General features: G+C 71.6%; 10 protein-coding genes and 2 pseudogenes. 5 read left to right on the top strand and 7 right to left on the bottom strand.

Translation table 11 applies throughout. The features are described from left to right. Window positions 1-23: 23 nt before the first annotated feature. Window positions 24-204 (top strand): annotated as a pseudogene (locus ACZ7KF_RS05460) (transposase family protein); the annotation flags it as partial. A gap of 117 nt (window positions 205-321) precedes the next feature. Here the strand turns inward: ACZ7KF_RS05460 and ACZ7KF_RS05455 are convergent. The 4 genes and pseudogenes from ACZ7KF_RS05455 to ACZ7KF_RS05440 form a co-directional block, all read right to left on the bottom strand. Further along, entirely contained in the window at window positions 322-840 is a 519-nt protein-coding gene (locus ACZ7KF_RS05455; protein WP_471069638.1) for a GNAT family N-acetyltransferase, read from the bottom strand. Window positions 841-1206: 366 nt separating this feature from the next. Further along, window positions 1207-1497 (bottom strand): annotated as a pseudogene (locus ACZ7KF_RS05450) (hypothetical protein); the annotation flags it as partial. Between the two features lie 94 nt (window positions 1498-1591). Continuing rightward, entirely contained in the window at window positions 1592-2233 is a 642-nt protein-coding gene (locus ACZ7KF_RS05445; RefSeq protein WP_471069637.1) for a glycosyltransferase, read from the bottom strand. Between the two features lie 256 nt (window positions 2234-2489). Then, a complete protein-coding gene (locus tag ACZ7KF_RS05440; protein WP_471069636.1) occupies window positions 2490-5180 on the bottom strand; it encodes a CHAT domain-containing protein in 2691 nt (896 codons plus the stop codon). A gap of 433 nt (window positions 5181-5613) precedes the next feature. Here ACZ7KF_RS05440 and ACZ7KF_RS05435 point away from each other — a divergent pair, with 433 nt between their 5' ends. Together ACZ7KF_RS05435 and ACZ7KF_RS05430 are read left to right on the top strand one after the other, a co-directional pair. Continuing rightward, the gene (locus ACZ7KF_RS05435) at window positions 5614-5964 is read left to right on the top strand and encodes a hypothetical protein (protein ID WP_471069635.1); all 351 of its coding nucleotides are present in this window, start codon (window positions 5614-5616) and stop codon (window positions 5962-5964) included. Next, window positions 5961-6818, top strand: a complete 858-nt coding sequence (locus ACZ7KF_RS05430; protein ID WP_471069634.1) for a hypothetical protein — start codon at window positions 5961-5963, stop codon at window positions 6816-6818. The genes ACZ7KF_RS05435 and ACZ7KF_RS05430 overlap by 4 nt, the downstream gene beginning before the upstream one ends. A 231-nt stretch (window positions 6819-7049) precedes the next feature. Here the strand turns inward: ACZ7KF_RS05430 and ACZ7KF_RS05425 are convergent, their stop codons facing one another. Together ACZ7KF_RS05425 and ACZ7KF_RS05420 are read right to left on the bottom strand one after the other, a co-directional pair. Next, a complete protein-coding gene (locus ACZ7KF_RS05425; protein ID WP_471069633.1) occupies window positions 7050-8096 on the bottom strand; it encodes a zinc-binding dehydrogenase in 1047 nt (348 codons plus the stop codon). A gap of 136 nt (window positions 8097-8232) precedes the next feature. Beyond that, window positions 8233-11454 carry a bifunctional cytochrome P450/NADPH--P450 reductase gene (locus ACZ7KF_RS05420; RefSeq protein WP_471069632.1) on the bottom strand — a complete coding sequence of 1074 codons (3222 nt, stop codon included), beginning with the start codon at window positions 11452-11454 and terminating at the stop codon, window positions 8233-8235. Between the two features lie 488 nt (window positions 11455-11942). Between ACZ7KF_RS05420 and ACZ7KF_RS05415 the strand changes: the two genes are divergently transcribed. Continuing rightward, entirely contained in the window at window positions 11943-12599 is a 657-nt protein-coding gene (locus ACZ7KF_RS05415) for a TetR/AcrR family transcriptional regulator (protein ID WP_471069631.1), read from the top strand. Between the two features lie 125 nt (window positions 12600-12724). On the opposite strand, the gene ACZ7KF_RS05410 is transcribed toward ACZ7KF_RS05415, so the two are convergent. Continuing rightward, a complete protein-coding gene (locus ACZ7KF_RS05410) occupies window positions 12725-13477 on the bottom strand; it encodes a TetR/AcrR family transcriptional regulator (RefSeq protein ID WP_471069630.1) in 753 nt (250 codons plus the stop codon). A 270-nt stretch (window positions 13478-13747) separates the two neighbouring features. Here ACZ7KF_RS05410 and ACZ7KF_RS05405 point away from each other — a divergent pair, with 270 nt between their 5' ends. After that, window positions 13748-14347, top strand: coding sequence for a DUF6058 family natural product biosynthesis protein (locus ACZ7KF_RS05405; RefSeq protein WP_471069629.1), 600 nt, complete (start codon window positions 13748-13750; stop codon window positions 14345-14347). The last annotated feature ends 151 nt before the right edge of the window (window positions 14348-14498 follow it).

Raw genomic sequence — 14498 nt, 5'->3', positions numbered from 1 at the left:
CCGAGACTTTCACCGGGCTGCGGATGGGGCGGCTCGAGAAGCTGCTTCGGGTGGTGCGGGAGCGTGGCGGCAACGGACCCAGTGACGGCCGGCCGTGATGTCTTCCCTTGACCGAGCGAGTGCTCCCGGTGGCGGTGTACTCCCGCACGAATCTCACCATGCGGCAGCTCACCCCACTGTTTGGCTGCTCGCCTCCGACCGTGGCTTGCGCTGGAGCCCGCGCCCAGCCCCAGTACCGGACGGCGCCTGCGCCGGCCGTCCGGGGGACTGGGTCACCGCGATGGGGTCCTGGAGGACATCGTCTCCAGGACCCCCGGGGAATCAGCGCCCGTCGCGGTCCGGACGCGTGATCCTGAACTTGGCCGTGTTCTCCTCGGTGGCCCACCGGTGGAAGCCGGCCTTCTCCAGTACGCGGACCGAGGACGGGTTCGACAGTTCCACGTCGGCGAACACGGTGTGGACATCGGGCGCGGCGAGGGCGAACTCGGCCAGGGCCTGGGTGGCCTCGGGGGCGTAGCCCCGGCCGCGGCGGGAGGCGACGATGCCGTATCCGATCTCAAGGGCGCCCTCGCTGGGCGGCCAGAACAGGCCGATGGAGCCCACCGTCAAGCCGGTGTCGCGCTCGATGACCAGACGGTGGCCGTAGGCGCCGAGCCAGGCGGGGTGCTGGTCGAAGAGGCTCGCGATCACGCGATCGCCTTCGGCGGGAAAGTCGTCCGCCCAGTGCAGGGACCGGATGTCGCCGAGGACCGCGGTGGCCTCGCCCATGGTCCAGGGTCGAAGGACAAGGCGCGTGGTGACCACGTCGGCGTGGGTGGGCGAAGGGGAAGAGGAAGACACGTGTCTCTCCTGGTCATTGAAGTGACCGGGCCGCGCTCCGCTAGCGCGCGGGCCGGACGAGGGCATGCTGATGGAGGCCCACGGCAGCCATATTCATCAACCTCCCCATCCCGAAGTCACGCGTCTGTCACGTCGGCAGGACAGTAAGGGCCCTCCCCCGCCGAGGCAACTCATTTACGGGCCGCCGACCGGGGGCTCTGGCTCGCCGCAGTCGTCTCCCTTCGAGGGACGGTTTGTCGTTCTGGTCATGCTCAGTACGTCCAGGCCGGCGCCGGCGCCGGCAAGCGCGGGTGCGTCTTCCTCGGCATCATCACCGCCGTCGCATCCTCGTCCGGCTCCGCTCGTGGTCGAAGAGGCGGAAGCTGCCCGGATGGTCCAAGGGCGGGCGTCGATGTGGGTGCCGGCGGCGGTGGCGTAGGCCGGGACGGCGAGGAGGGGGACGTCCGGCTCCGGGGTGCGCAGTTCGGCGTGGGTGATCACCCCGTCGGAGAAGCGTGGGTCCACCTCGACCGGCCGGGGTTCCAGCGCGAATGCGGCGGGGTCGGGCAGGCCCTGGACGCGGGGGCGGGCACCCGGGAAGAGGTGTGTGTGATCGCGGACGGCCGGGAAGGTGTCCGCGTCGGCCGGACCGTCGGGAGACGGAGGGACTGGGGGCAACGGGCGCTCCGGGAGGCGTGACGAAGGGGTGCCTCTCAGTGTGGCGCCCAGGACGGCGATCCCGCCGGGTGCCGCCGCCGAACCGGCCGCACGATCACAGTCGTACTGAATTCCACAACTGCACGAGGTCGAGCGGCGGCAGCCGTGACAGCTCGTCACCCGCGGCGGTCATGGCCGTGCGATAGCGCGGACTGCCGAGGAGGTCCGTCACGGCCTCGGCGATCTCGTGGCGCGTCGCCGAGAGGCCCAGGGACCGACCGAGACCGCGCCGCGCGAACGCGGCGGCGTTGTGGGGCTGGTCGGCGAGAACACCCATGGCCAGAACCGGGGTTGCCCCCTGTACTGCGTCCAGGAGCGAGGCCCTCCCTCCGTGCGTCACGAACAGATCGGCTCGGCGCAGGAGTGCGGGCTGCGGGACGTGCTCGGCGACCGTGACGCGGGGGTGCGCGTTCCGCAGGCGTTCCGCCAGGGCACCCGCTGACACGGTCACTTCGCAGTCGATGCCCGACAGGGCGGCCAGGATCTCCCCGTACAGGTCCCCGACCACGGTACGGAGGCCGGGCATGGCCGTGGTCAGGGTGCCGAGGCTCACGTAGACGAGGGGGCGGGCGGACGGAGAGCGGCCCGTTCCGGCCGGGACGCCGGTGGTCCGGTGTTCCGCGAGGGTCCGCGGGACCGTGCGCATGCCGGGCGGGAACGTGCCGTAGAACCACGGGACCGGGGCGGGGGTGAGCATGGGCGGAAGGGTCGGCGGTCCCTGCTCGTACTGGGAACATCCCGCACCACTGCCGAAGGACGTGGAGGTGGCTTTCCTGACCAGAGTCCTCACCAGAGTCCTGTCGTGGCGGTGGCCTCCCCGCACCGCACCGGCGAACGCCTCCGGCGAGCGGGTCCGCGGTCTCGCCGAGCCCGACCCCGCCACCGTGGCAGCGGGCCGCGGCATGCATGAGTGAATCCCGAAGCGGAGGCAGGCGGCGGGGTCGTGCCGTCGGTCACGGGCCGACATGCACGTAGGGAGCCCAGTTCACGACGGCCTGCGGTCGGTCCCTCCGCACCGCCCGCACCGCGGCGTGCAGGGCGCCCGCCGGGTCGAGGACGTCCTGGCGCGACAGGTTCTCGTACACGCGGTCGGCGACGATCGATGCCTGAGCGTCGTCGATGGACCACAACGTGCCCACGACATAACGGAACCCGGCGAGTTGCACGGCGGCGGCGAAGCTGATCGCCTCGTCCGCGAGGACGACACCGCCACGGGAGGTCTCGCAGGCGGAGAGGAAAGCGAGTTCCGCGTGCGGGAGCCGGAGGTTCGCGATGTCCCACAGCATCAGGGGGCCGTCATGCAGCATGAGCGCGCCACGCGACGGCTCGGCGAGGTCCTGCGAGCCGTGGCACGCGAAATGCGCCCAGGAACAGCGGGTGAGCGCGTCCACGACCGTCTGCGTGGTCGCGGCGGGCCCGGCGAGGAGTTGGGCGTCCGGGTACCGCCGGCGCAGGGCCCGGGCCTCTTCCTCGGCGGCGGGGAGGTCCGGCAGGCCCGGAGTGGACGGCAGGGACACGATGAGGCGACGGATGTCTTCTCCAGCCGCCGGCCCGGGGCGCTCACGGGTGTGCAGCAGGACGCGCAGAGTCGGGGTGTAGGACGAGACGACCCGGTCCAGGGCCGTGTCCGTGCCGCCGTCGTCGGGGCGGCGGCTCTCTGCGGCGTGCAGCGGAAAGAGCGTGAAGAGCCCGGTCGGGCACCACCACAGCCGCGGCCATTCGCCACCGGGGCCGACCGGCTCGCGGCACCCCAACGCGTCCAGCACGGGCGCGACGACCGCTTTCCACAGCCAGTCCAGGCTGTTCACGACCGCTTTTCGCGCCTTCAGCGGCGACGCTTCGTAACCGAGGGCGTGCAGGAAGGTGACCGCCTGATCGGTCAGTCGCCGGACATCCGTGGCGAGCGGCACCACTCGTACGCCGGCCCCGGTCAGGACGAGCGCCGAGCAGCCGAACTCACTCGCGGTGAGCAGCACCACCGGGCCGCGCGCGGCGGCGGTCCGCAACGTCGCGAAGGACGGCGGCCTCAGGAACCGGTCGAGCCCGGGCAGCGCGCGGATCTCGGTCAGCAGCTCGTCCCGTTGCCGGGCGAGGGCCGCCCGTCGCAGATGCGCCCGCCGGCGCTCGTCCGTTTCCTCGGCGATGGCGCCCGACGGGCTGTCGGACAGCCGCTCCAGTTCATCGAGGACCTGGCCGAGCCGGTCGGCGAGTTCCGGCGCCTGGGCGCGCAACGCCCCATGGCCGGTGCGGGTCTCCAGGGCCTGGGCGAGCAGGATGCCGCGGCCCTGTTCGACGAGTTCCACGGCGCGTTCCGCCTGCCCGGCGCGCACCGCGCAGGCCGCCGCGTCCGCGACCAGGTTCGGGAACCTCGCGATCAGGCGTTCCCGGTCAGGGCGCTCAAGTCCACGCCAGGCGGTCAGCTCCAGCTGCTCCAGGGCGAGGGCGTAGGACTCGGTCGCGCCGGCGAAGGCCCGGGCATCGGCGGCGACACGCCCCGCGCCGACGGCGGCCAGCGCACGGTCCTGAGGCGACGCGGTGGGGATGGCGGATGCTTCGCGCAGCGCGACGACGGCCTGGACCCGGTCGGCCGGCTTCCCCTCGGCGTGGAACCGGTCGCGCAGCGCGAGCCCCAGCGCGGTCAGGATTCCGGTGCGCTCGGGATGGTCGTCGGAGAGCAGCGTGGCGGCCTCGCGGAGCGCCGTCACCGCCTCGGTCAGGGCGCCGGGCAGCCCGAAGTGGCCGGCCTGGGCGCTCAGGGCTTTGGCGAGGCCTCTGAGCAGGACCGGCCGCAGATAGCCGGAGGCCGCACCGGCCCGGACGGCCGACCGGCTCGCGTCGACGGCATCGGCCAGGTCGCGGGGATCCTTCTTCGCCGTGAACCGTGCCAGCAACACGTCGGCCAGGGAGTGCAGGCACCCCGGCCGGTCGGGATGGCCGTCGGGGACGAGGGGCAGGGTGTCGCGCAACAGCTCGACGGCCTGGTCGTACGGGTCGTACGAGTCGTCCTCGGCGTCCGCCCTGGCGGCCTGTCCGGCACGGCCTGCGAGCGCACCCGCCAGGTTCACCAGCCGGCTCGGCAGGTCGGGATGGTCGCGCGGGGTGATGCGCACCGCCTCGAACTGTGCTTCGAGCGCCTCCACGGCCGCGTCGGCGAGGCCGGTGTGCCCGTACAGCAGGTTCAGGGCCGTGCTGAGGTTGGTCAGCAGGGTGGCGCGGTGTTCGTAGTCCTCGGGGGCTCCGTAGGCCGCCTTGCGCAGCGCGTTGACGGCGAGATCGAGTGTGTCGAGCTCCCCGGTGCGCTGGAACATCCGGATCGCGATGTGCCCGAAGCCGGAGCAGGCCTTCAGGAAGCACGGATCGTCCTCGGGGATCACCTCTGCCGCTCTCACGGTGACGACGTAGGCCCGGTCCAGATCCTTCTCGTGACCCGTGTACTCGTAGCGGCGGGTGAAGACGTTCCCGAGCGTGACGAGTGCCTCCGCCCACACCACGTCCTGCCGCGGATTCGCGCGCACCGCGAGCAGGCACCACTCGACCGCGTCGTCCAGCAGCCGCCGGTCGCCCTTCGCCTCGGCCTCCTTGAGCAGGTTGACGGCCCGGGCGGTGTACCCCGCGAGCGTGCTCTCGGAGGGCGTGTCGCCCACGTCGTCGCCGTGTTTCCGGAGGAGTGCAGCACGCTTTCGGGCACGTGGTGCGGGGCCGCCGGACACACCAGCTGATAGAGGAAGACGGCCCGCTCCACGTCCTCTCGTGAGCCGTCGTCCTCGAAACGGTGGAAGTGGAAGGCAGCCAGCAGCAGAGCGACGTTGAACGCCCGCGCGGACGCCACACCGGTGAACGGCTCGAACCAGTCGAGCGCGTAGTAGAGCCGGTGGGCCAGCTCTTCCGCCTCCGGCTCCCGTAACACCGTCGGATCGCCACTGGTTTCGAACGCGTCGAGGCACTCCTCCATGGCGAAAGCCAGGTCCTGGATGTTCACGACGCCCCCCGAGCGGTCACTGAAATGACACTGAAGTCATGACTCGTCCCTATGAGCGATGAGACTATGCCGCGGAGGACGGGTGGGGGGAGGAACGGGTGGACGCCACCGCTGGGAACACCGTCGGGCTGAGGGAGTTCTGCCGCGACTTGCCGGAGCTGCGCGGGCTGGCCAGGGAGGACGGGTGGTCCGTCGAACTGGAGCGGATGCTCACGGAGTTGCGGAGCGGTACGCGGCCGGTGACGTCCGTACTGGAAGCGGTCCGTGAGTGTCTGGGCATGGCGGCGCGACCGCGCGGGTACGTCACGGTCCCGGGCCTGGAAGCCGCACCGCCGCCGCCCGGCTCCTACGCCTGCCCCGGCAGGCGGTGCACGCGCACCGAAGTCCGCGAGCCCGGCGCTCCCCTGCCCGAGTGCGCCGTGTTCGAAGAACCGTTGTCGTTCGGATGAACGCCTTCCTCTCCGGATTGGGCACGAAGCTCGCCGAACGCTGGGTGAGCCTGCTGGTCCTGCCCGGGGCGCTGTTCACCGTGCTCGCGGGGGTGGCGTCCGTGCTCGGACACCGCCATGCCCTCGACGGGCGGCGGCTGGGCCACGCCGCCGAACACGTCGCCCTCCGCTACGACCACCGTCCCGTATCGGCCGCGCTGCTGGCCGCGGCGGCCGTGGCAGCCGCGGCGGCGGTGGGACTGCTGGCGCGCGGCCTCGGCACCGTGGTCGAGAAGATCTGGCTGATCGCCGGCCCGGCGTGGCTGACCGGCCCTCTCGTCCGGTGGCGTCGTTTCCGCTGGACGCGTGCGCACACCGCTGCCGAGGACGCCCCGGCGGAGGAACGGGCTGCCCGCGTCGCGCACCGCAACGCGGTCGCGCTCACCGAGCCGGCCCGCCCGACGTGGATCGGTGACCGGCTGCGGGGCGTGGGAGTGCGCGTCCGGAGTCAGTACGGGCTCGACTTCCCGTTCACCTGGCCCCGGTTGTGGCTGCTCCTGCCGGAAAGCTGCCGCACCGACGTGATCGCCGCGCGGGAGGCGATGACCGGCTCGGCCGCACAGTGCGGCTGGGGCGTGCTCTACCTGTGCCTGGGCGCCCGGTGGTGGCCGGCGGCCCTGGCCGGCGTCGTCGTGCTGCTGCTCGGCTGGCGGCGGGGGCGAGACGCCGCGGGCACCCTGGCGGACCTGACGGAGTCGGCCGTCGACCTGTACGCCACCGAGCTGGCGCGATCCCTGGGTGACGAGCCTCCTTCCGGCGTGGTCACACCGGCGCAGGGCAGAAGGCTGAGCGAGCGATTCCGTAAGGGTGCCTGAACGACGACTAAGTGGGTCTCGGCATCACCGTTCGCGGGGTCGTACTGCGGTGGATGCACGCCGGCTACCGGGTCGCCGGGAAGGCTTCCGGGCCGGTGTGCGTCGACGTACCCCTCTCCCGGGGGTACGACAGCCGTGGGCGCCGGCGCTCCCTCGAGCACCGGCGCCCACTCACCCCTGCCCGAGGTGGCCTTGATGCGCTTCTGCCGCGGCACGGATGCTGCGCAGGTGTCAGGGGACGAGGACGAGGCGGATCGGGTCGCCGGTCTTGTTCTCCAGCCGGTCGACCGCGTCGGCGGCGTCGGCGAGCGGGATGTGGTCGGTGACGGAGGGGGCCAGGTCGAGACGACCGACCTCGGCGAGCCGGACCAGCTCGGTGACGGACTCGGGGGTGCCGCCGTAGTGGCCGCGCACCTGCTTGCCCAGGTAGTTGAAGGTCAGGCCCTCGCTGAGGGTGAGCGGCCGGGGGCTGATACCGACCAGGATCAGGACTCCGTTCCGGCCGAGCACGGACGCGGCCTGCTCACGGACCGCCGGCACGCCGGCGCAGTCGAAGGCGAAGTCCAGGCCCTGTCCGCCGGTGGCCGCGCGGACCTGGTCGGCGAAGTCGGGCGCGGCAGGGTCCAGGGCGACATCCGCACCGAAGGCCAGGGCGCACTCGCGGGCGCCGGGCAGCGGGTCGACGGCGATGATCGGCGCGGCGCCGGCCAGGCGGGCGACGCGGACGTTGTGCGCGCCCACACCGCCCACGCCCCAGACGCCGACGGCCTGGGCGGGGCGCACCCCCGCCGTGGCGACGACGGCGGCGTAGGGGGTGGAGACCGCGTCGGGGATGATCGCCGCCTGGTCGAAGGGGAGACTGTCGGGGATGGGCACGAGGGTGTCCTCGCGGGCGAGGGTGTACTGGGCCCAGCCCCCGTCGTAGTCGATGCCTGCGGTGAGCATCTGGGTGCAGGGGCGGCGGCGCACGCAGCCGGCGCACTTGCCGCAGGTCTTGCCGGCCTCCAGGGTGACGCGGGTGCCGACGGACAGGCCGCGTTCGAGGTCGGGGCCGAGGGTGTGGATCACACCGGAGACCTCGTGGCCGACGGTGACGGTGTCGGAGGTGGCGAACAGCGGGACGAGGGATCCGTCGATCAGGTGGACGTCCGAGAGGCAGACACCGGCGGCCTTCACCTCGACGAGTACCTCGCCCGGGCCCGGGACGGGGACGGGGACCTCCTCCACGGCGAATTTCCCGCTGTCCAGGTGGAAACGTCCGGCGAGCATGGTGTCCATGAAGATCTGCTTTCTGTGAGCGGCACGTCGCGGCCCGCGCGTGCGGGCCGACGGGTGCCGTGTGATACCTCGGAAGTGGGGGGGCCGGGAGGGTGCGGGGGGTCAGGGCCGCCGCACGCCTCCCGGTCTCCGCTGGTCAGGCGAAGACGTCCTGCTGGTAGCGCTCGTCCGCTTCCAGCTGGGCGAGCCACCGCTGGGCGGCCGCGTCGTCGCTTCCGGTCTTCTGACGGTGGATCGCGGCGAGTGCCTCGCGTACGGCGGGTGCCATGCGGCGACCGTCACCGCAGACGTAGATGTACGCACCGTCCTGGATGGCCTGCCACACCGTGTCGGCGGCATGGGCGAGGGCGTTCTGCACGAACCGTGCCGGGTGCCCGGACACCGCGGAGAAGGCGGTGTGCACCTGCGCGATCCCGGACAGCTCCCACATCTCCATCTCGTCCCGGTAGAGGTAGTCGTGCTCGGGGTGGCGGCAGCCGACGAAGACCTGGGACAGGCCGACCTGTGTGCCGTTCTCGTACTGCCAGGCCCGCTCCTCCAGGAACCCTCGCAGCGGCGCGATGCCGGTACCAGGTCCGATGAGGACCAGCGGGATGGCCGGGTCGGCCGGCGGTGCGAACGTCGGGGAGGGGACGCGGACGTAGCCGTAGAAGACGTCGCCGGGCGCGAGGCCTGCGATGTAGGAGGAGCAGGTGCCGCGGTACTGGCCGTCGCCGGACAGGGCCGGGCCCTCCAGCAGACCGACGGTCAGCCGCACCCGGCGCGGGTTGGCCTGCGGAGCGGAGGAGATGGAGTAGAACCGCGGGCGGATCGGGCCCGTCATCTCCAGGAACGCCGCCAGCGGCAGCTCGACCGCCGGGAAGCGCTCCAGCAGGTTGAGCACGGAGACCCGCTTGCCCAGGATCTCCTTCTGGTAGCGCTCCCCGCCTTCGGCGGTGTCGGCCGTGTAGGACTCCAGCTGCGGCCGGGTCCACGGGCACTCGGTGTGCTCGGCCAGCGTCTGGATCTGGGAGCGGGTGGCCACGTCCTGCAGTTCCAGGAACTCGGTGAGCAGGAGCCCGGCGGTGACGGGGACGCCGACCGGCAGGTGCGTGCGGCCGCCGGCGGGCTGGTCCAGGCGCAGCACCTGGTCGCGGTCGACGCCCAGCCGCGCCAGCGCGCGGTCTACCAGGGCCGGCTCGTTCTTGGCGAAGACGGCCAGGTGGTTGCCGGTGTCGTAGGTGACACCGGCCGGCAGCTCGATGGTGAGGGACTTCGCGGCCGGGCGCGGCGGCTCGATGCTGAAGTCCCACAGCCCGGTGGCGTCGGCCACGAGTTCCTCGTTGGCGACCACGGTGAGCGGGTACGCCTGCTCGGAGACGATGGCGGGGCGCACGTCGGCCTCGGTGAGCAGCTGCACCTGGTAGCGCGGCCCGGTGGTGGCGGAGGTGTCGGCGGCGTACTCCGCGGCCAGGGTCGTCCACAGGGTGTCCGTCCAGCGGGAGGCCATGCCGTCGAAGTCACCGGCGGCATCCGCGATGCCGCGCTCGACGACCGGGGAGGCGCCGGCGGCCAGCAGCGCCTGCTCGATCCGCTTGGGGAAGGCCTGGTAGGTCGCCACCCACTGGGTGTTGCCGGCCCCCAGCAGCGCGAACCGCACGTGCGACAGCGAACCCTCCGGCAGACCCGCGGCGATCAGCTCGTCGAACCGCTGAGCGTTGTCCGGGGCCTTGCCGTTGTAGCTGGAAGCCACGACGACGAGCAGCCCCTCGGTGGGCAGGTGGTCACCCAGCTCGTCCAGGCCGACCAAGGTGGTGCCGAACCCGGAGCGCTCGCCACGGTCGGCGATCGTGCGCGCCAGGTCCTCGCAGGAACCCAGGCTGGAGCCGTAGGCGACGGTCAGGTTCACTCCCACGCCACTGACCGCGGCCTGCGCCCGCGTGTCGTCGGTCCGCGGGTCCGCGGCGCCGAAGACGGTGCGCTCGTGCTCCTGGCGGGTCCGTACGACCAACCGGAAGTCGCCGGGCTTGCGGGTCAGCGCTTCCCGCACGTCCATCTGGTAGTCGCCGGTGTCGGAGAACGTGAACTTCTGCAACACCAGCGCGAGGGCCAGGCGGGCCTCGGTGAGCGCGAACTGGCGGCCGATGCAGGCACGCACGCCGTTGCCGAACGGCTTGTAGGCGTGCGGGTGGTGGTGGACCCGGTTCTCCGGCAGCCACCGGTTGATGTCGAACTCGTCGGGCCGGTCCCACGCCTTGGGGTGGGTGTGCAGCGGGCCTTCGAGGATGTTGACCCTCGTTCCCTTCTTCAGTTCGTAGCGGCCGCCGATGACGGTGTCCTCCAGCGGGGCCTTGCCGATCAGCGGGATGGGAGCCCACAGGCGCAGGGTCTCCTCCAGGATCCGCGGGATCACGTCCATCTGCATGATCGTGTCGTAGTCCGGGACCGTGTCGCCCGGCATCAGCCGGTCCACCTCGGCGTAGGCCTGGGCCAGGATGTGCGGGTTGCGCATCAGCGAGTACGTGGCGAACGACAGCAGGCCGCTGGTGGTCTCGTGGCCGGCGATCAGGAAGGTCACCACCTGGTCGCGGACGTTGTCGTCGGGCAGCGGCTTGCCGGTCTCCGGGTCGGTGGCGTCGAGCATCAGGCCCAGCAGGTCGTCCTCACCGCTGCCGTTGCCCTCGCGCCGTTCCTTGATCACGCTCTCGACGAGGTCCCGCATCAGCTGGATGTTCTGGCGGTACTTCTTCTCGTCCGCCTTGCGCAGCCTGGTCATCATGGGCAGCTCCTGGGAGCGCCGCAGGGACTCCACGAGCGCCGCCAGCAGCCCGTTGAGGAAGGGGTGCAGCTCCTCCTTGGCGAAGGAGTCGAACCGGTAGCCGAACCCCGACAGGGCGATGGTGTCCAGGGTCAGCCGGGTGTAGTCGTCGGTGATGTCGACCGGCCGGCCCTCCTTGCCCTCCCACTTGCCCACCAGGTTCCGGGCGATCTCCAGCATCTGCCCGAAGTAGCCCTTCATCGCCCGCTGGCTGAAGGCCGGGAGGAGGATCCGGTGCGCCATGCCCCATTCCTCCTCGTGCTGGTGGGCCGTGAACAGGCCGGCTCCCGTGTAGTCCCGGACATGGGCCAGTGGTGTCTTCTCGACCTGCTTGAAGAAGCGCGTCTCGTCGCAGACCTCGGCCACCAGGTCCGGGTCGGAGACGAAGACCTGCTCGATGCCCGCGATGTCCATGCCGTAGATGCCCTCGGGGAACTGCTTGGACAGCTTGCCGAAGTACTCCACCGGGTTGGTGCCGGGGATCTGCGGTGTGTGGCCGAGGAGGGGTACTCCGCGCGGGGACCGGATGGGCCGCAGATCGGTCTCGGACTGTGTGGTCATGGCTGGCTCCTCCAGGGGGAAAGGCGGGCAAGGGTGCCATGCGGTGCGGCGGGGCGCCGGTGACACCCCGGTTTCCATACGCCGTATGCCTTCAGTCGTACCATACGCCGTATGGAAACTCAATCGACAGCTCGGGGCCGGAAACAGGAGCGCTCGGCCCGTCGGGAACGGCACCACTCGGGCAGCGGAGTCGCAGGGAGATCAACCACGTCCGGACGCCCGCCGGACCGAAGGGGGCGAGGGAAAGGCACCGGTCACCGGGCGGGCGGCCCGACCGATACGCCTGGCCCGGTTCTGCGCCCGCAGACGGCGGGCGGCAGGCGGCATGACCGCGAACCGGGCCGCCGAGTGCCGCGAGTGCGGGCACAGGTCGAGACAGTCGCCGCTCGCGCGCCGAAACCGCCCTCCTCCAGCTCGACCTCCAGCCGAGCCTTTCCCTGGCCAGGGCGCGCTTCGCCGACGCCGCCGACGCTGGTACCATACAGCGTATGGCGACTGCACGGAAGCCCCCTCGGGGCACGAGGAAGAGGGACGTACCGCTCACCAAGGACGGCATCTACGCCATGGCGTTGCGGCTCATCGACGCCGACGGGGTCGAGGCGCTCACGATGCGCAAACTCGCGACCGCGCTCGACGCGAACCCGATGTCGCTCTATCACCACGTGCCGAACAAGGACGCCGTGCTGCGCGGCGTGGCCCACCGGGTCGGTTCGCAGTTCAGCGCGGAGGAGCGGGGAGACGTCCCGTGGCAGGACCGGCTGCGTGAACTGGCCCGGGATTTCCGCGAACTGTCGCTCCGTCACCCGAAACTGATGGGGTATTCCTTCACGCGCCCCGACTACGTGCAGCCGGAGGACCCCTTCTGGCAGGCACTGATCGACATCCTGGCCGCCGCGAAACTGCCCGCCGAGGAGATTCCGCGCGTCGCCGCGACCCTGGTCGGCGTGTTCACGGGCCTGCTGCTCGGCGAACTGAACGGAGCACTGCAGCGGTGGGCCACCCTGCCACCGGCGCCGCCGGGCCCCGACGGGGAGGAAGCACCCCCGCCCTCCAAGGACGTGATCGACACGATGTTCGACTCCGCGCTGGACGCAGCGGTCGCCGGAGTGGAGAACCGCGTCACGGGAGTCCGCGAGCGGGCGTGACGGAAGGCACCAACGCACTGATCACCCGGTTCTCCACCCGGCCCCCTCCGCGCCCACCGTCCCGGCGGCACGGTACGGCCCGAGGGTGCTGCCCCTCGTCAGCGGCGTGACCGGACCCGGGGCCGTCACTGCCCTCCGGTGTCGAGACCGGCCGCCGTGTCCGAGACGGGAATTTCCTGGGACCCCCCTCGGGGGTGTGCGGTCGGCGGGCGGAGTTGACGGGGGATGCGTGCGGAGGGACGCCGGGAGTCCCGCGGGGGCCGGCCGTCGCGTCCGCCGGCCCGATCGTCCGTGAGCCGGCTTTCCAGGCCGCTGATGATCGTGTCCAGCACCAGGCGGAACATCCGGTCCTCGCCGGAGTCCTCGTCCGTCGGCCCGTCCTCGCCGGAGGCGGGGGTGAGGGGCCGGAGGCTCGACCACCGGTGGAGCGCGCCGTTGAGCTCGGCGATCATCACGCCGCTGACGACGGCACACACGAGCGCGGCGAGCTGCGGGATCTCCGACCGCGGCACCCCCGCGGCATCCAGTACGGCGGTGAGCGCGACCCAGAAGGGATCTTCGGCCTGGATGAAGTCCGGCCGGCTGAACGAGTAGGCCATGAGACGGGGATGGCGGTGGGCCAGCGTCCGGAAATCCGTGGCGAGCAGGCGCATGCGCTCCTGCCAGGGAGCGTCCTCCAGCGCCACGGTACGGAACCGGGCGCCGACCCTTCTCGCCACGCCACGCAGCAACGCTTCCTTGTTCGGCACGTGGTGGTACAGCGACATCGGGTTCGCGTCCAGCACGGCGGCGAGTTTGCGCATCGTGAGCGCCTCGACCCCGTCGGCGTCGATGAGCCGCAGGGCCGAGGCGCAGATCCCTGCCTCGGTCAGAGGCACATCCCTCTTCCGAGTACCTCTGGGGGTACGCTTCACTCTTTCCATACAGTGTATGCTAGCAAGCCGTACGGCGTACGGAAATGTGACGTGTCGAGCAGAGCGGCGGCGCGGCTGCCACCGTCGCGGGCCGCGGGCGGGCTGTCGGAGACGATCGCCGGCTCCCCCTTCCCGCCCGCGGCGCGATGGTTCGGTGAGCACCGAACCGTCCGGCCGTTACGGTGCGGAATCCGGTGCGGGAGAACCCCCGCGCCGGTGACCGGAGGAGCACCCATGTCGGAGACAACCCTGAAGCAGCAGCTCGCCGAGCGGTTCCGCGAGATCAACGGCGACCATCCGATGACCGATGCCGACGATGCGTATGTCAGCGCACAGTTCATCGACCTGGAGGAACTGTGCGCGGCCCATGGCGGCGACAGCGACGCGGTCCGCCGGACGATGCTGGAGCAGCGTCTGCCGCTTCCGGGATATCTGCGCTCCGACGGTGCCGAGATGGTGCCGGCCGATCTGTTCGCTCTCGCCGACGAAGCGGGTGGCACGGACAAGCTCGAAGCGTGGTTCACCGCCCACTGGGCCGACCCGGTCACCGGGAAGGCGGAGTGGAACGCGTATCTCAGCGGACAGTACGTGTGCCTGCACTCGGTGACCCCGGCCACCATCCAGCGCAAGGATCACCTGACGACCGCGATCGGTGCCGCAGCGAAGGAGCCGGAGGCCGGCTCGGCGCGGTGGGCGGACCGGCTGCACGCCCTGATCGATGAACTCGACGCCCTGGAGCCGGCGTTCACCGCCTATGACCGTCTCCGGTTCGGCGGTCCCACGTCCCGGGACACCTGCGTCGATGCGATGCGCGCCCGCTTCCCGCGGCCGTGAGCCGGCGCCGTGGCCGATGGCCGGCATCGGCTGCGGCCGTTCATCCCGCGCGGGCTCGGAGGCGTTCGACCAGGTGGCCGCGTTCGCATCGGGCTCCCTCGCGGACGAGGGCGACGGGGCGGGATGCGCTCACGGCTCGCCACCGTCGCCG

The organism is Streptomyces sp. NPDC038200, from assembly GCF_055600785.1.
This window is presented reverse-complemented; position numbering and strand designations above follow the sequence as displayed.

Coding starts and splice junctions, on each gene's coding strand:
- ACZ7KF_RS05445 (WP_471069637.1), bottom strand. CDS start 2,233: ATGCTCACCCCCGCCCCGGTCCCGTGGTTCTACGGCACGTTCCCGCCC.
- ACZ7KF_RS05430 (WP_471069634.1), top strand. CDS start 5,961: ATGAACGCCTTCCTCTCCGGATTGGGCACGAAGCTCGCCGAACGCTGG.
- ACZ7KF_RS05425 (WP_471069633.1), bottom strand. CDS start 8,096: ATGGACACCATGCTCGCCGGACGTTTCCACCTGGACAGCGGGAAATTC.
- ACZ7KF_RS05420 (WP_471069632.1), bottom strand. CDS start 11,454: ATGACCACACAGTCCGAGACCGATCTGCGGCCCATCCGGTCCCCGCGC.
- ACZ7KF_RS05415 (WP_471069631.1), top strand. CDS start 11,943: ATGGCGACTGCACGGAAGCCCCCTCGGGGCACGAGGAAGAGGGACGTA.
- ACZ7KF_RS05405 (WP_471069629.1), top strand. CDS start 13,748: ATGTCGGAGACAACCCTGAAGCAGCAGCTCGCCGAGCGGTTCCGCGAG.